Annotated in this window: 21 protein-coding genes; 6 read left to right on the top strand and 15 right to left on the bottom strand. The window is 63.3% G+C overall.

What is annotated here, in order from left to right:
• Nucleotides 1–4: 4 nt before the first annotated feature.
• Nucleotides 5–1669 carry a glucose-6-phosphate isomerase gene (pgi, locus tag O0882_RS03230; protein ID WP_289945320.1) on the bottom strand — a complete coding sequence of 555 codons (1665 nt, stop codon included), beginning with the start codon at nt 1667–1669 and terminating at the stop codon, nt 5–7.
• A gap of 336 nt (nt 1670–2005) precedes the next feature.
• On the opposite strand from pgi, the gene edd reads away from it, so the two are divergent.
• The 6 genes from edd (at nt 2006) to O0882_RS03200 (ending at nt 7834) form a co-directional block, all read left to right on the top strand.
• Nucleotides 2006–3919 (top strand): phosphogluconate dehydratase, encoded by a 1914-nt coding sequence (gene edd, locus O0882_RS03225; protein WP_289945318.1) that lies wholly within the window; start codon nt 2006–2008, stop codon nt 3917–3919.
• A 3-nt stretch (nt 3920–3922) separates the two neighbouring features.
• Nucleotides 3923–4552, top strand: a complete 630-nt coding sequence (gene eda, locus O0882_RS03220) for a bifunctional 4-hydroxy-2-oxoglutarate aldolase/2-dehydro-3-deoxy-phosphogluconate aldolase (protein ID WP_289945317.1) — start codon at nt 3923–3925, stop codon at nt 4550–4552.
• Nucleotides 4553–4615: 63 nt separating this feature from the next.
• Nucleotides 4616–5128 (top strand): Rhs element Vgr protein, encoded by a 513-nt coding sequence (locus O0882_RS03215; RefSeq protein ID WP_289945316.1) that lies wholly within the window; start codon nt 4616–4618, stop codon nt 5126–5128.
• 163 nt (nt 5129–5291) lie between these two features.
• On the top strand, nt 5292–5816 hold the full coding sequence (locus O0882_RS03210) for a TadE family protein (protein WP_289945315.1): 525 nt from the start codon (nt 5292–5294) through the stop codon (nt 5814–5816).
• Nucleotides 5816–6397 carry a TadE family protein gene (locus tag O0882_RS03205; protein ID WP_289945313.1) on the top strand — a complete coding sequence of 194 codons (582 nt, stop codon included), beginning with the start codon at nt 5816–5818 and terminating at the stop codon, nt 6395–6397. The genes O0882_RS03210 and O0882_RS03205 overlap by 1 nt, the downstream gene beginning before the upstream one ends.
• Nucleotides 6398–6433: 36 nt before the next feature.
• Nucleotides 6434–7834: a vWA domain-containing protein gene (locus O0882_RS03200; RefSeq protein ID WP_289945312.1), complete on the top strand. Its 1401-nt coding sequence runs from the start codon at nt 6434–6436 to the stop codon at nt 7832–7834.
• Between the two features lie 315 nt (nt 7835–8149).
• Here O0882_RS03200 and O0882_RS03195 read toward each other — a convergent pair whose 3' ends face one another.
• From O0882_RS03195 to O0882_RS03130, 14 genes are all read right to left on the bottom strand, one after another.
• Nucleotides 8150–9082, bottom strand: coding sequence for a type II secretion system F family protein (locus O0882_RS03195; protein ID WP_289945310.1), 933 nt, complete (start codon nt 9080–9082; stop codon nt 8150–8152).
• A gap of 19 nt (nt 9083–9101) precedes the next feature.
• Nucleotides 9102–10079 (bottom strand): type II secretion system F family protein, encoded by a 978-nt coding sequence (locus O0882_RS03190; protein ID WP_289945308.1) that lies wholly within the window; start codon nt 10077–10079, stop codon nt 9102–9104.
• An 11-nt stretch (nt 10080–10090) separates the two neighbouring features.
• Complete coding sequence (locus O0882_RS03185) at nt 10091–11476, bottom strand: CpaF family protein (protein ID WP_289945306.1); 1386 nt, start codon at nt 11474–11476, stop codon at nt 10091–10093.
• Complete coding sequence (locus O0882_RS03180; protein ID WP_289945304.1) at nt 11473–12663, bottom strand: AAA family ATPase; 1191 nt, start codon at nt 12661–12663, stop codon at nt 11473–11475. Before O0882_RS03180 ends, O0882_RS03185 begins: the two co-directional genes overlap by 4 nt.
• Before the next feature lie 45 nt (nt 12664–12708).
• On the bottom strand, nt 12709–12999 hold the full coding sequence (locus tag O0882_RS03175; RefSeq protein ID WP_289945303.1) for a hypothetical protein: 291 nt from the start codon (nt 12997–12999) through the stop codon (nt 12709–12711).
• A 9-nt stretch (nt 13000–13008) separates the two neighbouring features.
• Nucleotides 13009–14850 (bottom strand): type II and III secretion system protein family protein, encoded by a 1842-nt coding sequence (locus tag O0882_RS03170; protein ID WP_289945301.1) that lies wholly within the window; start codon nt 14848–14850, stop codon nt 13009–13011.
• A gap of 43 nt (nt 14851–14893) precedes the next feature.
• Nucleotides 14894–15727, bottom strand: coding sequence for a Flp pilus assembly protein CpaB (gene cpaB / locus O0882_RS03165; RefSeq protein ID WP_289945300.1), 834 nt, complete (start codon nt 15725–15727; stop codon nt 14894–14896).
• Nucleotides 15724–17070, bottom strand: a complete 1347-nt coding sequence (locus tag O0882_RS03160) for an ATP-binding protein (RefSeq protein WP_289945299.1) — start codon at nt 17068–17070, stop codon at nt 15724–15726. Before O0882_RS03160 ends, cpaB begins: the two co-directional genes overlap by 4 nt.
• 36 nt (nt 17071–17106) lie before the next feature.
• Nucleotides 17107–17727: a methyltransferase gene (locus tag O0882_RS03155; protein ID WP_289945298.1), complete on the bottom strand. Its 621-nt coding sequence runs from the start codon at nt 17725–17727 to the stop codon at nt 17107–17109.
• Between the two features lie 41 nt (nt 17728–17768).
• Nucleotides 17769–18356 carry an A24 family peptidase gene (locus O0882_RS03150; protein ID WP_289945297.1) on the bottom strand — a complete coding sequence of 196 codons (588 nt, stop codon included), beginning with the start codon at nt 18354–18356 and terminating at the stop codon, nt 17769–17771.
• Entirely contained in the window at nt 18353–19411 is a 1059-nt protein-coding gene (locus O0882_RS03145) for a phosphatase PAP2 family protein (protein ID WP_289945294.1), read from the bottom strand. The genes O0882_RS03150 and O0882_RS03145 overlap by 4 nt, the downstream gene beginning before the upstream one ends.
• Entirely contained in the window at nt 19408–19581 is a 174-nt protein-coding gene (locus O0882_RS03140) for a Flp family type IVb pilin (protein ID WP_219136053.1), read from the bottom strand. The genes O0882_RS03145 and O0882_RS03140 overlap by 4 nt, the downstream gene beginning before the upstream one ends.
• A gap of 68 nt (nt 19582–19649) precedes the next feature.
• A complete protein-coding gene (locus tag O0882_RS03135; protein WP_096237373.1) occupies nt 19650–19820 on the bottom strand; it encodes a Flp family type IVb pilin in 171 nt (56 codons plus the stop codon).
• Nucleotides 19821–19900: 80 nt separating this feature from the next.
• Complete coding sequence (locus O0882_RS03130) at nt 19901–20047, bottom strand: hypothetical protein (RefSeq protein ID WP_157751248.1); 147 nt, start codon at nt 20045–20047, stop codon at nt 19901–19903.
• Nucleotides 20048–20060: the final 13 nt, after the last annotated feature.

Here is a 20060-nt window from a genome sequence, read left to right as displayed (position 1 = left end):
CTTTTTAATATGCGGCTTTTGCGGCTTTCGCCAGGGCAATCAAGCCATTGGTCGAGCTGTCGTGGTGGTCGGGACGGGCTTCGCCCGTCAGTTCGGCCTGGATTTTCTTGGCCAGTACCTTGCCCAGTTCTACGCCCCACTGATCAAAACTGTTGACGTTCCACAAGACGCCTTGCACGAAGGTCTTGTGTTCGTACAGCGCGATCAGGGCGCCCAGGGTGGTCGGGGTCAGCTGGTCCATCAAGATGGTATTGCTGGGACGGTTGCCGGGGAAGGTCTTGTGCGGCACCAGCGCCTCGATTTCGCTTTCCGGCAAGCCTTGCGCCTGCAAATCAAGACGTACTTCCTCGCCCGTCTTGCCCGTCATGAAGGCTTCCGACTGGGCGAAGCAGTTCGCCAGCAGGGCGTCGTGGTGGCCGGGTAAGTCGTGCGTGGCACGCAGGGCGGCGATGAAATCGATGGGCGTGATGTCCGTGCCCTGGTGCAGCAGCTGGAAATACGCGTGCTGCGCATTCGTGCCGCAATCGCCCCAGATGACGGGGCCGGTGGGCACGTCGACGGGCACGCCATCCTTGGTGACGCGCTTGCCATTGCTTTCCATGTCCAGCTGTTGCAGATAGGCGGCAAAGCGGCTCAAGTCCTGGTGGTAGGGGGCGATGGAAACGGAGCCGCAATCGAGGAACTGGCGGTTCCAGAAGCCCACCATGGCCAGCACGACGGGCATGTTGTCTTCGAGGGGGGCCTGGCGGAAGTGTTGATCCATTGCATGCGCGCCGGCCAGGAAATCGCTGAAGTATTCAAAGCCCACGGACAGCGCCACGGCCAGGCCGATCGACGACCAGACGGAATAGCGGCCACCGACCCAGTCCCAGAACGGGAACATGTTTTCCGGCGCAATGCCGAAGTCGACGATGGCTTGCGTATTGGTCGAGACGGCCACGAAGTGTTGCGCCAGATCCTTTTCTTCGCCTTCCAGTAAAAACCAGGCGCGCGCCGTATTGGCGTTGAGCATGGTTTCGGCCGTCACGAAGGTTTTCGAGGCCACGATGAACAAGGTCGTTTCCGGATCGACTTTCGATAAAGTCGCTTCCATGTCGTGCCCGTCGACGTTGGACACAAAGTGCATTTCCAGGCCCGGGTTGGCATACGAGCGCAGCGCCAGGCAAGCCATTTTCGGGCCCAGGTCCGAGCCGCCGATACCGATGTTGACGATGTCGCAGATGGGCTTGCCCGTGTGGCCGAGCCAGCTGCCATTGCGTACCTTGTCCGTAAACGCCTTGACGCGTTGCAGCACGTCTTGCACGTCGGCATCGATATCCTGGCCATCGACCACCAGCTTGGTGCCGCGTGGCGCGCGCAATGCCGTATGCAGAACGGCCCGATGTTCGGTAAGATTGATTTTCTCGCCAGTGAACATGGCTTCGCGCTGCGCTTCCACGCCGCGCTCGCGTGCCAGGTCCATCAGCAGGCGCATGGCGGTGGCGTCGACACGGTTCTTCGAGTAATCGAGCAGCAGGCCGGCCGCATCGACCGTCATCGTCGAGAAACGCGCGGGGTCAAGAGCGAACAGCTGGCGCAGATGCACGTCGCGCAGGCTGGCGCCATGCGCTTGCAGGGACTGGAAACTGGCGGTGGCGGTGATGGCAGGAGTAGGGGCTGGCTGGCGCATGGCGGTCGGCTTGGGTGCTTGTCTCGGTTGAAAGGAGCGCGGCGCGTTCGTCGTGGCGAACAGCGGATCCGGCGTTGGTATGAGAATAATACATCAGAAAAACGTAATTTCACTACAGTTTGTGACGTGAAGCGGATTTTGTTGTGCTTTTTTTAGCGATTGCGGCAGCCACATATAAGAGATGTGTCGGCAGCTGCGGATACGCGATATTGCCTGGTTTGGCTTTGGCACGCCGTAATTTGTGGCTTATTTCTGTTGTTGGCCCATGCAAGAGTGCTTCTTCTTCAGCATTTTGTAGTAAAATTTCACGAAATACTCATTTTTAAGGAAATCCATATGGCGCTGCATCCAGTAGTCGAATCCGTAACAGCGCGCATCATCGCGCGCAGCCGGCCATCGCGCGGCGCCTACCTGGCGCATCTGGATGCGGCCCGCATCCAGGGCGTGCAGCGCGGCGCCCTGTCGTGCACCAATCTGGCGCACGGCTTTGCCGCCTTTCCCGTCAACGACAAATTGTCGCTGAAAGAATACAAGAAGCCGTCCGTGGCCATCGTTTCTTCATACAACGACATGCTGTCGGCGCACCAGCCGTTCGAAGGCTTCCCGCAGATCATCAAGCAAGCCGTGCGCGAAGTGGGCGCTGTAGCCCAGTTCGCAGGCGGCGTGCCCGCCATGTGTGATGGCGTGACGCAAGGCCAGCCGGGCATGGAATTGTCGCTGTTTTCGCGCGACACCATCGCCATGTCGACGGCCGTGGCGCTGTCGCACAATATGTTCGATGCGGCCCTGTATCTGGGCGTGTGCGACAAGATCGTGCCGGGCCTGTTGATCGGCGCGCTGCACTTCGGCCACTTGCCCGCCGTGTTCGTGCCGGCCGGTCCGATGACGTCGGGCCTGTCGAACCAGGAAAAAGCCAAGGTGCGCCAGCTGTATGCACAAGGCAAGGCCACGCGCGAAGACTTGCTCGAAGGCGAATCGAAAGCCTACCATGGCGCCGGCACCTGTACCTTCTACGGCACCGCGAACAGCAACCAGATGCTGATGGAAGTGATGGGCCTGCACTTGCCGGGCGCCGCCTTCATCACGCCGAACACCCCGCTGCGCGATGCGCTCACCAAAGCCGCCGCCCAGCGCGCCGCCGGCATCACGGCGCAAAGCGCCAATTACTTGCCAGTCGGTCACATCGTCGACGAGAAATGTATCGTCAACGCCGTCGTGGGCTTGCTGGCCACGGGCGGTTCGACCAACCACACCTTGCACCTGGTGGCGATCGCCAAGGCGGCCGGCATCGTCATCGACTGGAACGATTTCAATGAACTGTCGGCCATCGTGCCTATGCTCACGCGCATCTACCCGAACGGCGACGCCGACGTGAACCATTTCCACGCGGCCGGCGGCACCGGTTACCTGATCCGCGAACTGCTCGATGCGGGCTTGCTGCACGAGGACGTCAACACCATCCTGGGTCACGGCTTGCGCGCGCACTGCATGGAGCCCTTCCTCGGTGAGGACGGCAAGGTCTTCTGGAAAGACGCACCGGCCGCCAGCGCCGATGATAACGTGCTGCGCCCCGCCTCGAATCCGTTCGCGCCGGATGGCGGCATGGTCCTCGTCGCAGGTAATCTGGGCCGCGCCGTGATGAAGGTATCGGCCGTCAAGCCGCAGCACCGCACGGTCGAAGCGCCTGCCCTGGTATTCAATTCGCAGGAAGAGTTCATGAACGCCTACAAGGCTGGCACGCTGGACCGCGACTTCGTCGCTGTGCTGCGCTTCCAGGGCCCGCGCGCCAACGGCATGCCGGAATTGCATGCGCTGACCCCCGCGCTGGCCAACCTGCAGGATGCGGGCCGCCGCGTGGCGCTGGTCACCGATGGCCGCATGTCGGGCGCGTCGGGCAAGGTGCCGGCCGCCATCCACGTCTCGCCTGAAATCCTCGCCGGCGGCCCCCTGGGCCTGGTGCGCGACGGCGACATCATCCGTCTCGACGCGTTTACCGGCGTCCTGGAGGCGCTGGTGCCGGCCGACGTCTGGCATGCCCGTTCGCTGGTTACGGCCGACCTGTCGCCGAACCACGTCGGCATGGGCCGCGAGCTGTTTTCCATGTTCCGTTCCACCGTCAGCGCGGCGGAAGAGGGTGCCACCACCTTCGGCCTGCCGTCGCCGATTCCCACCACCGTCGCCTTGCACGACGCCGACAATGTCGGTGATACCGTACCGGGTTCCGATGAAGACTTTTTGGCTAGGAAATAAGAGATGACCATGACACTACTGGAAATTATGCGCACTTCGAGCGTGATCCCCGTGATTGCGATCGACGATCCTGAACATGCCGTACCGCTGGCGCGCGCGCTGGTGGCGGGCGGCATCCGCGTGCTGGAAGTGACCCTGCGCACCAAGCACGGCCTCGAAGCGATCCGCGCCATGTCGGCCGTGCCGGGCGCCATCGTCGGCGTCGGTACGCTCACCCGTCCCGAGGAATTCGCCCAGGCGCGCGATGCGGGCGCCGTCTTCGGCGTCTCGCCAGGCCTGACGTCGGCCCTGGTGGCGGCGGCGAAAAGTAGCGGCCTGCCGCTGCTGCCAGGCGTGATGACGCCAGGCGAAGTGATGGCGGCGCGTGAAAACGGCTTCCAGCAGCTGAAACTGTTCCCGGCCGTGCCGGCCGGCGGTATCGGCATGCTCAACGCCCTCTACGGCCCGCTGCCGGACATCACCTTCTGCCCGACGGGCGGCATCTCGCAAGAGACGGCGTCGCAGTTCCTGGCGCTGAAAAACGTCGCCTGCGTGGGCGGTTCGTGGCTGACGCCGAAAGACGCGATCGCGGCCGGCAACTGGGACCGCATCACGGAAATCGCGAAAGCAGCCAGCGGCCTGCGCCTGGCTTAAGCGTTACCGGCGCGGCAGGCTTGCCTGCTTGCCGCGCTTTCTTCTCTTCTTCCTATGCGAGTCTTGCGCCGCCCCCTCACCATCGGCGAAACCGCCATGGCCCGCAGCGTCTTCCAGGGCGCCGTCGACTACGCGCGCGTGCGCGTCGTGCGCGGCTCCTTTTTACCATTCGGCTTGCAGGACCAGAACACGGCGATGACGCCGCGCGGCAGCCTGCATTTCATGCCGGCCCAGTACCGCGACGATTTTTCCCGCGAAGGCCACGGCGGCAAGCTGTTCTTCATCCATGAAATGGTGCACGTGTGGCAGTACCAGCTCGGCTACAGCGTGCTGCTGCATGGCGTGCTGCTGGCGCTGTGCGGCGGCTACATCGGGCAGCGCGCCTACCGCTACGATGCGCAGGCAGGCGGCGTCCTGTCCGACTTCAACATGGAGCAGCAGGGCGACATCATCGCCCACTACTTCGGCGCGCGCCAGCTGGGCATTCCCGCCTACGTGGCGAAGCTGCCGCAACTGCAGGACATCCTGCAAGGCTTCCTGATCAACCCTGCTGACCGGCGCCTGCTGCCGCGCTGATTTTATTTCCCCTGCTCATTTTCGAGCGCACCTGATTTGCCCGCATTCAGACCTTGACTTTCGTCTCAGCATTACCTAAATTAAATTATACAAAGAACAATTTATTTGACTTTATTGCAACTTCGGCGCGAGACCGAGAGCAACCTGTCCAAGCGAGTAAATCATGCAGACTAGAAACAGCTGTAGGGGAAGGTTGTGCCTGAAAAAAATGCCGCGCGGCGCGGCCTTGGTGGAATTTGCCTTGATCGCCCCACTCCTCTTTTTCCTCATCACCATGATCATGGAACTGGGGGTCATGTTCTGGGTCAACCTGACAATGCAATACGCGGTGCGCGAAGGGGCGCGCTATTCCATCACGGGACAAAGCAACCTCGACCCCGCCACGGCGAACAAGCAGCGTTACGAAGCGGTATTGCAAAGAATCAAGGATAGTTCGCTGGGGCTGTATGGCATGGTCAGTCCCGTCATCGTCGTCAATGGCGTGTCGCAAACGCCATCGGCTTACAACAACAATATGTTTGGCGCCGCCGGCGACATCGTCGTCTTGCAGGTGAACTGCACCTGGCCTGTCGTCACGCCCGCCTGGCGCTTGATGGCGCTGCTCAACCCCAGCCACCAGACCAGTGCCGGCTCGCGCAGCCAATACACTTTCAGCGTGGCTGCCACCATGCGCAACGAGGCCTTCTGATGAACGTTCGCAAACTGCCAATCCGGCGCCAGAAGGGTGTGGCGGCCGTGGAATTCGCTCTCGTACTGCCATTCTTGCTGATGCTGGCCGTCCCCGTGTTCGACCTGGCGCGCATCGTGCAAGGCGACATGATCCTGACCAATCTGAGCCGCGAAGGCGCCAACCTGGCATCGCGCTCCTCGCAAGACCCTCAGACCATCATGACGGCGCTGGCCATGACGACGCCGCCGCTGGACATGGCCACCAATGGCAGCATGTACATCAGCAAGATCATGGGCAATGGCCCTGGCAAGTCGAACGTCATACTGGAACACTACCGCTGGACGAAGGGGGCGCAGCAGCCGAGCCGGGTATGGACTTGCAACAGCTGGGCCACCGATGGCAGCGGCAAGTGCAGCAACATCCCCAGCGCCGGCTCGGCCATCAATGACGCCATGAGCAACCAGCTCGCTGACGGCGAAGTAATTTATGTCGTGGAAACGCTGTACCGCTCGACCATTCTGTTTGCAGGCATGAACCTGGGCTTCGGCGCCAAAACGCCGCAGCTGAGCGGCAACCTGTACGCCAAAACCATCTTCTGACATCCGGACGCCATCATCCGGTACCTGGAGGGCATCATGAAAAAACGTAACACGCCTGGAAAACAGGCCAAGGGACAGGTTCTGATTGTCGTGGCATTGTCGCTTGTCGTGCTGATAGGCGCCGTGGGCCTGGCCATCGATTCGGGCCTGGGTTTCATTGTCCGCTCCAAGCTCAACTCTGCCGTCGATGCGGCCAGCATCGCCGCTGCCCGTTCCGTCACACAGGGCGTGGGCGAGGCCGCGCAACGGGCCAGCGCGCAGGCTGCCGCGCGGAAATTCTTTGCCGCCAATTTTCCCACCGGCTATCTGGGTGCCACGCCCAGCTTTCCCGATCCGACCATCACGTTTGACGCGGGCAAGGTCACAGTCGACGCGTCGGCCACGGCATCGGTGCCGGTGACCCTGATGCGGGTGTTGGGCTTCAATTTTCTCAATGTCAGCGCAGCGGCGCAAACCATCCGCAAGGACCTGGACCTGGCGTTTGTGATGGATACCTCGGGTTCGATGGCGTCCGTGGGTCCGACCGTGATCAGCAGTGCGAAATTGTTCCTGACCAAATTTAACAAGGACCTGGATCGCATGGCCCTGATTCATTTTTCGTATGGCGCGGTACTCGACAATACAATACGTACCAGCACACGCGGCTTCGCCCTGAACGATACGGATGCGCCGACCGGCTCGGCGGACGGCAAGGGCATGAATACCCACATCGGCAATTACGTTTTTGACGGCTTGACCAATTCCGCCGAAGGCATGTGGAATGGGCGCAACCAGCTCAACAGCATTCCCCTGGCCCAGCGTTCCAGCCTGCGCGTCATCGTGTTTTTTTCCGACGGCACGCCGAATACCCTTTCTTCCGTGTTTACCTTCAAAAAACCTTCTGACTGCACCACGCCCGGCTCGCTGATCACGAATGATGCCGCCACCGGCACGCCGGCTGGCTTGTGGCTGATCAACATGCAGAGTTCGACGGCTGCGGGGAAGTGCTACCAGGGAACCGATATCGTCAAAAATCTTGATGCCGCCGCCTTGCCAAAATGGTACAACGCGCACAATCTGGCCGACCAGGAGTTCGCCATTTATCCTGGCACCACGCTGCGGCCCGTGACCAACGATACCAGTACCAATGCCAAGACCTGGGTCAATGTCAACAATGCTTCGCGCAACCTGCTCGAAGCGATGGCCGCCAAGGCACGCTCGGAAGGCATGTATGTATTTACTCTGGGCCTGGGAACGCAGTTGACCACCGTCAATGGCCCCGTCGCGGGCGACACGGGCGAGAGTATCCTCAAGTGCATGGCCAACACGACCGATGCGCCATCGCGTTGCGCCACGCCGACGCAGCCTGTAGGCATCTATTGCCACGCGGCCAATGCCACCGAGCTCAAACCGTGCTTCGAGAAGCTCGCCTCGGCCATCTTGCGCATCAGCATGTAGTTGCTGGGCAGGCAAACAAAAGGGCCGGACACGCAGTCCGGCCTTTTTTTGTGCCGGTGCATGGCGCTGGTGATTGCCGGGGCAGGCAGGTGCATTCACCGCATCAAGCACGCGCCGGCGACGCAAGCGCGCGTAGTTGGCGCCGTACTGCCAAGCCGGACATGTTGTTTGGGCTCGCCAGCAGAGCACTGGTCAGGCATGCGGTGCTGCGGCAGGGGCAGGCGGCGAGAAAGGGCAGGGAGGGACGCGATGCTGGTGGGGGAAGGCATTGCTCCCGGCAGTGGCTGCTGCCGGGAGTCGTAGGGAACGCTCGTCTTAATTGCCGCCAGCCATGCCTGGCAGCAGGATGCGGTAGATTTGCAGGAACGCTGGGCCCATCAGTACCACCAGCAGCGAGGGGAAAATGAAGAAGATCAGGGGAAACAGCAGCTTCAGGGCGATTTTCGCGGCTTGCTCTTCGGCCAGCTGGCGCCGTTTGGTGCGCAGCTGATCGGACTGTACGCGCAGCGAGGAGGCGATGCTGGTGCCGAAGCGTTCGGCCTGGATCAGCATGGACACCAGGGCTTCGACATCCTCGACGCCCGTGCGCAGGCCCAAGTTGCGCAAGGCGCGCTCCTTGGAATTGCCGGCGCGCAGTTCCAGCGTCAGCAAATGCAGTTCCTCGGCCAGCACCACGCTTTTCAGGCTGATCTCGGCTGCTACCCGCGCCAGTGCCGCATCCATGGCCAGGCCCGCCTCCACGCAGACGGTCATCAGGTCGAGTGCGTCGGGAAACGCTTCAAAGATCTCGCGCTGGCGCAGGCGGATGCGCCGGTTCAGCCAGAGATTCGGCAGGTAGTAGCCGAGGCAGGCCGCCAACAGCAACCACAGAAGCAAATCGATGCCGTCATTATGTACCCCAGCCAAGCTCAGCCCGAGGAACAGCAGCACGGGCAGGCCGATGGCCAAGCCCGTCTTGGCGCCGAAGTACAGCAGGGGCGCCGACGGATGGCGCAGGCCCGCATGCATGAAGCGCAGGCGTATCCTGGACGTTTCCCAGCCGTCTTCCGGCAAGGACAGGCGGGCCAGCGGTCCGCTGAACTTGACGAAGTGCGCCAGCCATTGGCGCGCACCGCCTGGTTCGCTGGTACCCACACTGTCGAGACGCTGGCGTAGCGGGTCGGGTATGGCCAATAGCAGCACGAACATGGCGCCGGCGAAGACGGCGATGAAGAGCAAGCCCAGAAATCCTATTTGCACGGTAGTCATGATGTTTTCTCCCTCGACACTACACCCGGATGTGGATGATCTTGCGCATGATGAGGATGCCGATCAGCATCAGCATCGCAGCACAGGCCAGCATTTTTTGTCCACCGGGATCGTCGTACAGCACGGCCAGGAAAGTCGGATTGCTCAGGTGGATCACGGCCGCCGCGGCGAATGGCAGCAGCGACAGTATCCAGGCCGACAGGCGCGCCTCGGCCGACAGCACGCGCACCTGGCCCAGCAGTTTCATGCGGTCGCGGATAATGTGGCTGATGCTCTCGAGCAGTTCTGCCAGGTTGCCGCCCGTATCGCGCTGTATCAGTACGGCAATGACAAAATAACGCATGTCGGTGCTGGGCACGCGGGTGGCCAGGTTCATCAGGGCATCCGGCATGGCGATGCCGAAATTGACTTCGTCGAAGGCGATGCGAAATTCCTCGGCCAGCGGCGCGGTCATTTCATCGCCGACCATTTTCAGTGCCGTGGGAAAGGCATGGCCGGCGCGCAGTGCGCGGCTCATCAGGTCGAGCGCGTCGGGCAGCTGCATGCCGATGCGCAGCAGGCGGCGCGCCTTGGCCCGCTCGATGTAGTACAGGGGCAGCAGGGCGCAGGCGGCCGCCACCAGCAGGCGCAGCAGCCAGGGCAGGTTGATGAAGCTGATGGCCACCAGGGCGACGAGGAAGGTCAGCAGCACCAGCATGGCCCACTGCGCCACGCTCCATTTCAGACCCGACTGCTCCAGCAGGCGGTCCAGGGCATGCACGCGCGGCACCTCCAGCAGTAATTTCTGCAGCGCCGGCGTTTCACTGAGCAGGCGCTGCTTGATCATGGTGGTGTTTTGCTCGCCCGCGTGGGCGCCGGCCGACAGCACCCGCAGCCGATGCGCCACCCGCTCCGATTCGGGGCCGCGCGCATTGTTCCAGCTGTGATACAGGCCCGTAATGAACAGCACCACGGCGAGGAAGATCAACGCGCCGAAGACGTAATAGCTATAGTCCATGGCCCTTCTCCTTAGTGGTATTGGCGGCTGGGATCGAACAGGCTTTCCGGCACGACGACGCCGAAGGCGCGCAGGCGGTCGAGGAACTGCGGCCGCACGCCGCTGGCCTGGAAGTGTCCGCTGACGGTGCCGTCCTGGGCAATGCCGGTCTGGCGAAAGGTGAAAATTTCCTGCATGGTGATGATTTCGCCTTCCATGCCGGTGATCTCCTGGATCGACACCACCTTGCGCTTGCCATCGGTCAGGCGCGCCACCTGCACCACCACGCCGATGGCGGCGCTGATCTGCTGGCGCATGGCCTTGCCCGGCAACATCGAGGCCGCCATGCTGATCATGTTCTCCAGCCGCGTCAGCGCGTCGCGCGGGGTATTGGCGTGAATGGTGGCCATGGAGCCTTCGTGGCCCGTGTTCATCGCCTGCAGCATGTCGAGCGCTTCGGCGCCGCGCACCTCGCCCAGGATGATGCGGTCGGGCCGCATGCGCAGCGCATTGCGCACCAGCGCGCGCTGCGTCACCTCGCCCTTGCCCTCGATATTGGCCGGCCGCGTTTCCAGGCGTACCACGTGCGGTTGCTGCATCTGCAGTTCGGCCGCATCTTCGATGGTGACGATGCGCTCGCTCGTGCTGATGAAGCCGGAAATCGCGTTGAGCATGGTGGTCTTGCCGCTGCCCGTGCCGCCCGAGATCAGAATGTTGACCTTGGCCTTGCCCAGGCCTTGCAGTATCTGTGCCATTTCCGTCGTCAGGCTGTGCCGTTCCACCAGGTCGGCCAGGCGCAGCGGCTGGGCCGAGAAGCGGCGTATCGACATCACCGGGCCATCGATGGCCAGCGGCGGGATGATGGCGTTGACGCGCGAGCCATCGGGCAGGCGCGCATCGACCATGGGGCTCGATTCGTCGATGCGCCGGCCCACGCGCGAGACGATCTTGTCGATGATTTTCAGCAGGTGGGCATCGTCGGTGAAGCGAATATTGCTCAGTTCCAATTGGCCATGCCGCTCGACATACACCTGGCGGTAGGTATTGACGAGTATGTCGGAAATTTCCGGATCGGCCAGCAGCGGTTCGAGCGGGCCGAAGCCCAGCACTTCATCCTGGATGTCGCGCACCAGCGTGCGCCGCTCGATGTCGTTGATGACGACATTGTCTTCATCGAGCAGGCGTCCGACGAGGGTTTTCAGGTCCTCGCGTATCTGCTCCTGCGACAGGCGCTGCATGCCCTCCAGGTCGATCCTGTCGAGCAGGGCCTGGTGCACATGCTGCTTGAGTTCGTGGTAGGCGGGATTGTCGGCGCTGCCAGCGCGGGTGGCGCCGAACGGCGCGTAGCCATTCGGCGCGGCGGCGCTGCCGAGGCGTTCACGCAGGCTGGGATGGCCGCCATGGATATCGGTACTCATGCTGTTTCCCCTCGAAGGTGAATGGGCCGGCTACGCTGGAACAGGCGTGAAAACAGGCCTGCCGGGACGGGCGCGCGCCCGCCCGACAGCTTGCTGGCACACTCCTGCAGCGACTTGGACAGCGGGCTGCCCGGCGCCAGCTTCAACACCGGCACGCCCTGGTTGACCGAAGCGGCCGCTGCCGCGTAGTGATTCGCGATGGTATGGAAGATGCGCTGGCCATACGCCGCCTCCAGGTCGCGCAGGCGGATTTCATCGTCGCCTGCGTAGCGGTTCAGGATCAGGTGAATCTTGCTTGCCGGATACTCCAGTGACTGGAACGCCTGCAGCAGGCGCTTGCCGTCGCGGATATAGGGCAGCGTTGCCTGCATGACGGGACAGATCATGTCGGCATGGTCCAGCGCGCGCACGCTGATGGCATCGAGGCCGCGACCCAGGTCCAGCACGATGAAATCGTACTCGCTGCGCGCCAGGTGCAGCAGCTGGTCGATGTGTTCCGGTTTCACGTCGCTGGAATGGGCCGGATCTTCGGGCGCGGCCAGGATGCTGAAATTCGGCGTCACCTGCACCATGCTGGCGGCCAGGAAGGACGCGTCGAGGCGGTGGATTTGCTGCGCCACGTGCGACAGGGTCGCTGTCGGCTTCTGGTCAGAGACAAACAGCGCCGCATCGCCGAACTGCAGGTTCAGGTCGAACAGTGCCACGCGCTGATTGTCCAGCGACAGGGCATAGGCCAGGTTGGCGGCGATGAAAGTGGCGCCGCTGCCGCCCTTGCACGAGGCAAAGGCGATCACCTTGCCATTGCGCTGCACGTGCCGCGCGCTCTTGTCCTCGAGACGCTGCAGTGCCGCATTCAGGGCCGCGCCGCTGTCGGCTTGCGGCAGCACTTCGCGCACGCCGGCGCGCATGGCTTTCAGCAGGAAGTCGCTGCCCTGGTGCTCGCATTGCAGGATGATGGCCATGCCCTGCTGGCGGCTGGCCAGGCGCTCGATACGCGCCAGGTCGGCATCGTCGATGACGGGTTGCGCCAGCAGCAGCACGTCGGGCGCCGCCATTTCGGCCGTGCCGGCAAGCCGCTCCAGGCTGCCGACGGCGCTGTCGATATCGTCGCCGGCATGGCGCTCGCGCAGCAGCGCCGCCATCCCGGCCAGTTGTTGTTCGTTACTGGAGATAATGAAGATTTTCACGGCGGGCTCCGGCTGTGGATGCGATCAAAGGGCGGGGCGGCAGTGTCAGCGTTTGCTGACGCCGATCGTCAGCACGTCGGGCAGCGGTTCGGGCGCGCTGAACGACTTCTGATACAGCTTGTAGCCGCTGATGGCGCTCCTGCCATCGAGGCCCAGCACGGGATTGGTATTGCTGGCCGCATCGGGATACAGGATCTGCTGTTGCTTGAGCAGGGTCACCGCCTCGCCGAAATGGCTGTCGAGCACGGGAGTGGTCGTGGCGGCACAGCCAGCCAGCGATGCCGCTGCGCACAACAGGCAACGGGGCAGGGTGCGTGTGAAGGTAAAGGTTTTCATGGGGCGCTCCTATTTGAGATCATCGATGATGCTGGCTGATGGCGTGGCCGCATCGGCCTTGGGCACGGCGCGGTATTGCGGCAGGTCGTCGCTGGGTGGCGTCGGCATGGCAACCGGCATGGCGGGCGGCACGGGGGCCGGCATGGCTGCCTGGGGCGGCATGGAAGCGGGTGCTGGCAGCGGCGCTGGCATGGGCATCGGTGCCGGCTGCTGTATCGGCTGCGGCTGCGGCTGCGGTGCGGGCGCCTGGCCTTCCATTTTTCCCTGCAGGAAGACGTCGCCGCGCGTCGGCGGTATGTACTCGTCGGTGGGCAGTTTGTAGTCGGCCGGCAATGGCTTGACCAGGTGCGGCGTGATGATGAAGACCAGTTCCGAGCGGTCGGTCTGGAAATCCGTGCTGCGGAACAGCGCGCCCAGTACGGGGACTTCACCCAGGCCCGGCAAGGCCTTGATATTGCTGGTGACATTGTTCTTGATCAAGCCGCCGATGGCGAAGCTCTGGCCGTCGAACAGTTGCACCGTGGTGGTGGCGCGCCGTGTGGTAAACGATGGCAGAATGGCGGTCGTCGAGATGCCCGTAGCGGTGATGCCGATGCCTTCCTTGTTCAGGTCGGATACTTCTGGCGACACTTTCAGGTTGATGCGCCCCCCTTCTAGCACGGTGGGGGTAAATTTGACGGCCACGCCAAACTCTTTTTCTTCCAGCGTGATCGTGGGCGTGCCGCCGTTATTGGTCTGGCTGACGGGAATGAAAATCTTGCCGCCGGCCAGGAAACTGGCTTCCTGGCCGCTGATGGCCATGATGTTCGGCTCGGCCAGCACCTTGATCAGGCCATCGCGTTTCTGCGCGTCGAGATTGAAGAAGTTGTTCTTGCTGGCGCCGCTCAAGCCGCTGGGATTATTGCTCAACAGGCTGGACAGCAGCGAATACGACCAGCTGCCGATGGTCTTGTTGATGCCCAGGCTGGCGCCCAGCTGGTCGACCAGGGTTTTCGATACCTCCGCCACTTTGACTTCCAGCATCACTTGCTGCGGCGCGGCGATGGACATCAGGTTGATCACGCGTGGCGAGGGAGCTGGTCCGCCCGAGGGGTCGGCGGGGCCTCCAGCGGCGGGCGCTGGCGCTGCGCCGGCGCCCGCCGCCGCGGCCGTGCCGGTGGCAGGACGCGAACCGCGCTGGGCATAGGCATTCGCCAGCGACATCGCCTGGTCGGCCTTGACGGTATCGCTGACCATGCCTGACAGGATCAGCGTGTCGCCAGCGACCGTCACATGCAAGTCTTTCTCGTTCGGCAGCAATGCGCTCAGGCGCGCCTGCAGCAGGCTGCTGTCGATGCTGACGGACAGGTCGATGATGCTGGCCTCGTTGCTGCGGTTCCAGATGATCAGGTTGGTAGTGCCAACGGATTTTCCCAGCAGATAGACATCGGTGGTATTGAGCAGGATCACATCGGCGATGCGCGGATCTCCCACCGAGACGCGGGCGACGGGAAACGGCAGGTGCATCAAGGTCGATTTGCCTTCGGCCAGGGCCATGCTCCGGCTGACGTCGCTGTGGCCGCCGGCCGTGTCCGGCATGGCTTGCGGCGCGATGGCCTTGGCGCGTGGTGCGCGGTGCACCACTTTTGGCGGCGGCGCCATGGCCGCCGCAGTGGCAGTCGCAGAGGCGCCAGCCATCTGGGGCTTGGCGCCCGGCGGCGTCGGCGACAGGCCGGGCGAAGCCGCTGGTGGCGCCGGGGCGGCCACTTCGCCATAGGCGGCCGGAATCAGGGCGCCGATGGCGGCGATGGCGAGGGCCATGCGCAGGATGCGGCTCCCGTTTGCTGTGCTCAGTTTGCTCATGGTGCTCATGGCATGCTCCTCGTGGTGCGGATCGGGTAGTAATCCGCGTTGTTCAGAATTGTTGGGAACTGCGTTCCAGCCCCTTGATGACATCGACTTGCGGCCCGGCCGGCCCTTGCACCACGCGGTGGCGCACGACAGGGCGTGGTGCTGGCGCCGGTACCTGGGCGGCGACCTTGGTGTCGAGCAGGCTGGTCTTGGTGGCGCCTTCAGTGTTGACGGGCTTGTCTTCGATCTGGTTGCGCAGCACCAGCGAGAGCGTGCCGACGCTGCGTGCCAGGTCGAGCTTTTCCGCCTGGTCCGGCGTCAGTTCCAGGGTCACGGCATTGACCACCTTGGGCTTGGTGTCGTCGCGGTTCGATTCCTGTGCGATCGCCAGCACGAGGATGCGTTCGAGGACGATCTTCGAAATGCTGGGGTCGCGTCCGCTGGCATTCTTGGCCATCTCGTCCTGGGTGTTGACGAGAATGTCGACATAGTTGCCGGGCAGGGCAAAGCCGGCCACGCCCACCACGTCATTGACACGCACGGTCATGGCGCGCTTGCCTTCGCCGACCACGGCCGACAGGCCGCCCTGGGTGCCGGGGGGCGCGAGCTTGCTCTCCATGATCGGTTCGCCATGCTGGATGCTGGTGCGCGTGACGCGCGCGTCGAGCAGTTTCGGATCGTTGATGGCGCCCGGCGGCAGCGCGTTGGCGGGCCAGTCGACCATGCGCACCATTTCAGGCGAGATGCGCGCGCCCAGGCTGATGTCGAGTAGCGCAACGGCTACCTTGTTGGTATTGCCCGAAGCCTGGGCATTGATCCAGCGCGCGGCCACGATGACCGCCACGAACGCCAGGATGACCGCGAAGGCCATCATCGTCAGAGCGCGTGCGTTTCTCATTTTGATACTCCTTTATGCAGGATCGAAGCCGATCCGTTCTGTATGCCGGCGGAGCCGTCGGCGGCGCCGAAATAGTTGTTCCAGGCCCAGTGCAGCGCATCGGCTTCCAGGCGTGCCGGACGGCCTTCGTAGCACGCCACGTCGCACAGCTGGGACAGGATGTCGCGTGGATAGCAGGCCAGCAGCGGGCGCGCATGCTGGCCATGCAGTTGCAGCAGGTAGTGGTAGCTGGCGTGGTTGAAGACCATGCCAAATTGTTCGCAGGTGTGGCGGAACACGGTTTCGTAGTGATAGCCGCTCAATTCGCCGATATGGATCTTGTAGCCGATGCGGCGCAGGAAGGAGTCGTCGGCCAGCTGCTGCGGCGCCAGGTTCGAGGAAAACACCACGATGACGTCGAAGGGAACGGGAAACTTGTACCCCGTGTGCAGCGACAGGTAATCGACGCGACGCGACATCGGCACGATCCAGCGGTTCATCAGTTCCACGGGCGAGCAGCGCTGGCGGCCCAGGTCGTCGATGATGAAGATGCCATTGTTGGCTTTCAGGTGCAGCGGCGCCTGGTACAGGCGGGCGCCCGGATCGAATTGCAGGTCGAGCATGTCGAGCGTCAGTTCGCCGCCGGTCAGCACGGTGGGGCGCAGGGCGCGCACCCAGCGCGGGTCGGCAGGCGGAGCGGCGTCGCTGGCCAGTGTGTGCAGCATGGGGTCGAGGAAGGGCAGCACTTCGCCATCGACCATGACCGCATGCGGCAGGGCGATTGTGCCGCTGAGCAAGCCATGCAGGCGCTCGGCCAGGTAGGTCTTGCCGCTGCCGGCGGGACCGTGCAGCAGCAGCGCCCGGCCCGAGTTCATGGCCGCGCCCAGCTGGTCGAGTACGGCAGTGCTGGCCACCACGGTGTGAAACTGCTGCAACACGGTTTCGCGCGTGACTTGCATGCGGGCCACGCTTTGCGCCAGCACCTGCGCGCTGTAGTCGGCCAGCGTGACCGGGGCGGGGCCGCTGTAGGCATTGCGCCGCAAATAGTCGGTGGCGCGCAGGCGCCCCTGGTCGCCCAGGTGATACTGCTGGTCGGCATCGGTGCCGCTGTAGCCGGTGCGCTGCACCTCGCACAGTTTTTCGGCGCGCATGAAGGTCAGCAGCGGTTCGAGCACGCCGGCGCCCAGCTTCACGTGCGCCGATAGGGCCGGTAAGCCGATCTGGCCGCGCAGGAACATGACTTTCACCAGCAGTTCCACCAGGAACAAAAAGGGCAGGCCGGTCTCGGCCACATTGCGCGGCGCGCGCATCGCTGCCGGCGTGATGCTGCCGTTGGCGGGTTCTTCTGGATAGGTATCGGGCATGACGGCTCCTTGTTGCGGGTCGATCTGGGCTGGTGATCAGAAAATGAAAGGCAGCAAGCGGTATTTCACCTGGCGCATGTAGGCGCGGTAGCGCACGTCGGCAGCCAGGAAGCGCTCTTCGCGCAGCAGGCGCGCCAGTAGCAGCACCATCGTCGCGACGTAGATGAGAAGATTCGCTGTCGAGGTATTGGCCAGCACGTAGCCGCTCAGGGAAATCAGGTAGCTGGCGTACAGCGGGTGGCGCACCATACGGTAGACACCGCGGGTCTTGATGGTGCGCTGGGCAGCCACCAGGCCGAAGCTGCGGTTCAGTGACAGCAGGCCCGTGAGCAGCAAGGCGCTGCCCGGCAGCAGCAGGTAGCGTGCATCGGCCCAGAGCGCCATGTCGGAAGGACTGAAGAAGAAAGGCGCGAAGGTGGCGCCGATGGCCAGCAGCCAGTCGCGCATGTCGGTCGAGACGCTGTCCGGTGCCGTGCGGATCAGGAAAAACAGGGCCGAGACGGTTTCCGTCATGCAGAACAGCAAATAGCTCCAGTCACTGGTGTGAAGGTAAGCGAGCACGTGGGCATAGGCAAACACGGCCCAGATGGCCGCCATGAAGGCGTTGCCGAGCAGGCTGGCGTGCCGAGAGTGGCGCAGGGTGCTGATGGCGTTCATGATGGCGTCCCGTTCTGGTTGCGGTCATGGATATGCGCTGTTCAGCGCAAGCTCCACAGGTGGTTGTACGTCAGGAAAATTTGCAGGCCCGTGCCGCTGGTGATGGCAAAGGCGTAAGCCAGCTTGCCGGTGACGGCAGGCGGCTCGGCCACGGTAGCGGGGCCGCCCGCGAGACTTTGCAGCAGCGTGCCGAGCAGCATGTGATAGGCGTTTTTCAGCACCTGGCGCAAACGGCGTCCCAGCAGGGCGGCGGCGATGGCCAGCACGCCGCCAGCGAGCAAGGTCAGCAGCACCGCTTCGAGCACGGCAAGCGGCCCCAGGAAGGCGCCGCACATGGCCATCAGCTTGACGTCGCCGGCGCCCAGGGCGCGCAGCAAATACATGGGTAGCATCAGGGCCAGTCCGGCTGCGGCGCCGGCCAGCGACTGCAGCAGGCCCAGGCCGCCAAACGGCTGCTGGAACAGGCCGGCGCCGGCCGGCAGCATGCTGTTCAGGAGCACGCCGCCCACCGTGCCCCACAGCACCAAGCGATTCGGGATGCGCCGCGTGCGCAGGTCATGCCACAGGGCAGTACCCAACAGGCCGGCCAACAAGGCGAGGCACAGCAGCGAAGTCAGGGCGGAACTCATGACAGCAGCCCTTCCTTGCTCATGCATGGCGCCGCAGCGCCCACCGTGCTGACGGAGACGCCGCCGGTACGCAGCAGGCGGCCCACCGCATGCCAGACCAGTGCCGCGCCGGCCGCACCGGCATAGCCGTCGAGCGCGTAGTGCCAGCCCAGGTGCACGGAACCGAGCATGATCAGCATGGCGAAAACGCTGAGGGCGAGGCCGGCGGTGCGGTTGACGCGCCAGCCCAGCAAGGCCATCAGCACGGCGGTGGCGACATGCATGCTGGGCATGGCCGAGATGCCAAGTTCGCTCGAAGCACCCCTGCTCTGGTAGTCTTGCCACAGCATGTCTTGCACCGACAAGGCCCAGATGGGGAAGTGCTGGTTGGCTTCGTGCAGATAGGCCATCAGTGGGGCGTAGGGGTCGCTGCCGTGCAAGTGGCCGTAGTAGCAGGGGCCGACGGAGGCAAACAGCATGGCCGCGATGCTGCCCAGGATGATCCAGGAGAGGACAAAACTGAGCAGGAACTGCATGCGCAGCAGCGGCCGGCGCGTGTCTTGCGCCAGCCAGTAGATCGTGGCATAGAACAGGAAGAACCACAGGTGGTAGCTGACGTTCAGCAGGCCCGTCATCCATGGATAGCCCAGCAGCGGTTGCAGCCATGCCCATGGCGCGGTACCGCCGTGCAGGGCGATATCCCAGGCGGACAGGCGACTGTCCCAGGTGTAGGGATGCAAGTGGGGAATGGCCGCCTTGAAGGCGGTGAAGCTGGCGGCAAAGATGGGAATGAGCAGCAACACGGGTAGCGCCTGCAGCAGGCGTTCCCTGCTCAGGTAGCGGCGCAGCACGTGATAGAGGTAATGGCACAGGCGATCTGGGCGCAGCATGAGCATCACATACAGGCTGTAGCCACATAGCGCAAACACGGCGCACAGCAGCGAAATGAGGAGAAAGCCGGAAAGTATCGGCACGCAGTCGCGCAGCGTGGAGAGGCGGCCAAGGAGCAATGTGACCGCGGCGGCATAGCCAAGCACGATCAGGTACAGGGGGCGATGGCTGTGCAGGGAGTTCATGATAGCGCCAGGATGATCTGGTCCTTGATATGGCCGTACATGAGCAGCACCTGGTCGCCGACCAGGCTGATGCTGGCCACCACTGCCACTGCCAGCAGGCTGGCCAGCAGCGCGTATTCGATCGCGGTGACGGCTGAATCTTCATGCAGGCAGGAGAACAAGCGTTTCATGGCGTACCTCGGAAACTGGACAATTACCAACAGCCGGGCCGCACAGGGCCAGCCCGGCTTGTGGTCTGTTACGCGGCGGGAACCAGGGCAGTAGCGACCTTGTTGAAGATGATGTTCAGGTTTGTGCCGATGAGCTTGACGGCAACAATGATCACGACAGCGATCAAGGCGGCGATCAGGCCATATTCAATGGCGGTCACGCCATCTTCTTCGCGGATAAAGTTTTTGATGAGGTTCATGACAACTCCTGGTGGTTGAGGAACTACGGTGGGTGAAACGGCATTGCTGTCTTGCAGGGGTATTTCCGCGAAACGCTGCCTTACGGGCTTACTCCCAGTGCCAGCAGCCCGATGATGCAGATCACGGCCAGCAGTGCGGCGACCAGGGCATAGCGGTAGAAGGCGGCCTTTTCCTTGCCCTGCAAATAGGCGGATAGTGATGCAGGAAGAAACTTGGCTAGGCGCATGCCGTGCTCCGTG

It is taken from the genome of Janthinobacterium sp. SUN073 (assembly GCF_030397665.1).
Taxonomy (GTDB): Bacteria; Pseudomonadota; Gammaproteobacteria; order Burkholderiales; family Burkholderiaceae_D; genus Janthinobacterium.
Note: the sequence above shows the minus strand (reverse complement) of the source record. Positions and strands in the feature narration are given on the sequence as shown.

Bases quoted from the DNA above. Each gene is read 5' to 3' on its own strand.
- O0882_RS03170 (WP_289945301.1), bottom strand. From the start codon at position 14,850: ATGAGCACCATGAGCAAACTGAGCACAGCAAACGGGAGCCGCATCCTG.
- edd (WP_289945318.1), top strand. From the start codon at position 2,006: ATGGCGCTGCATCCAGTAGTCGAATCCGTAACAGCGCGCATCATCGCG.
- O0882_RS03195 (WP_289945310.1), bottom strand. From the start codon at position 9,082: ATGACTACCGTGCAAATAGGATTTCTGGGCTTGCTCTTCATCGCCGTC.
- O0882_RS03155 (WP_289945298.1), bottom strand. From the start codon at position 17,727: ATGAACGCCATCAGCACCCTGCGCCACTCTCGGCACGCCAGCCTGCTC.
- O0882_RS03130 (WP_157751248.1), bottom strand. From the start codon at position 20,047: ATGCGCCTAGCCAAGTTTCTTCCTGCATCACTATCCGCCTATTTGCAG.
- pgi (WP_289945320.1), bottom strand. From the start codon at position 1,669: ATGCGCCAGCCAGCCCCTACTCCTGCCATCACCGCCACCGCCAGTTTC.
- O0882_RS03145 (WP_289945294.1), bottom strand. From the start codon at position 19,411: ATGAACTCCCTGCACAGCCATCGCCCCCTGTACCTGATCGTGCTTGGC.
- O0882_RS03135 (WP_096237373.1), bottom strand. From the start codon at position 19,820: ATGAACCTCATCAAAAACTTTATCCGCGAAGAAGATGGCGTGACCGCC.
- O0882_RS03185 (WP_289945306.1), bottom strand. From the start codon at position 11,476: ATGAGTACCGATATCCATGGCGGCCATCCCAGCCTGCGTGAACGCCTC.
- O0882_RS03140 (WP_219136053.1), bottom strand. From the start codon at position 19,581: ATGAAACGCTTGTTCTCCTGCCTGCATGAAGATTCAGCCGTCACCGCG.
- O0882_RS03190 (WP_289945308.1), bottom strand. From the start codon at position 10,079: ATGGACTATAGCTATTACGTCTTCGGCGCGTTGATCTTCCTCGCCGTG.
- cpaB (WP_289945300.1), bottom strand. From the start codon at position 15,727: ATGAGAAACGCACGCGCTCTGACGATGATGGCCTTCGCGGTCATCCTG.
- O0882_RS03150 (WP_289945297.1), bottom strand. From the start codon at position 18,356: ATGAGTTCCGCCCTGACTTCGCTGCTGTGCCTCGCCTTGTTGGCCGGC.
- O0882_RS03205 (WP_289945313.1), top strand. From the start codon at position 5,816: ATGAACGTTCGCAAACTGCCAATCCGGCGCCAGAAGGGTGTGGCGGCC.
- O0882_RS03160 (WP_289945299.1), bottom strand. From the start codon at position 17,070: ATGCCCGATACCTATCCAGAAGAACCCGCCAACGGCAGCATCACGCCG.
- eda (WP_289945317.1), top strand. From the start codon at position 3,923: ATGACCATGACACTACTGGAAATTATGCGCACTTCGAGCGTGATCCCC.
- O0882_RS03175 (WP_289945303.1), bottom strand. From the start codon at position 12,999: ATGAAAACCTTTACCTTCACACGCACCCTGCCCCGTTGCCTGTTGTGC.
- O0882_RS03210 (WP_289945315.1), top strand. From the start codon at position 5,292: ATGCAGACTAGAAACAGCTGTAGGGGAAGGTTGTGCCTGAAAAAAATG.
- O0882_RS03200 (WP_289945312.1), top strand. From the start codon at position 6,434: ATGAAAAAACGTAACACGCCTGGAAAACAGGCCAAGGGACAGGTTCTG.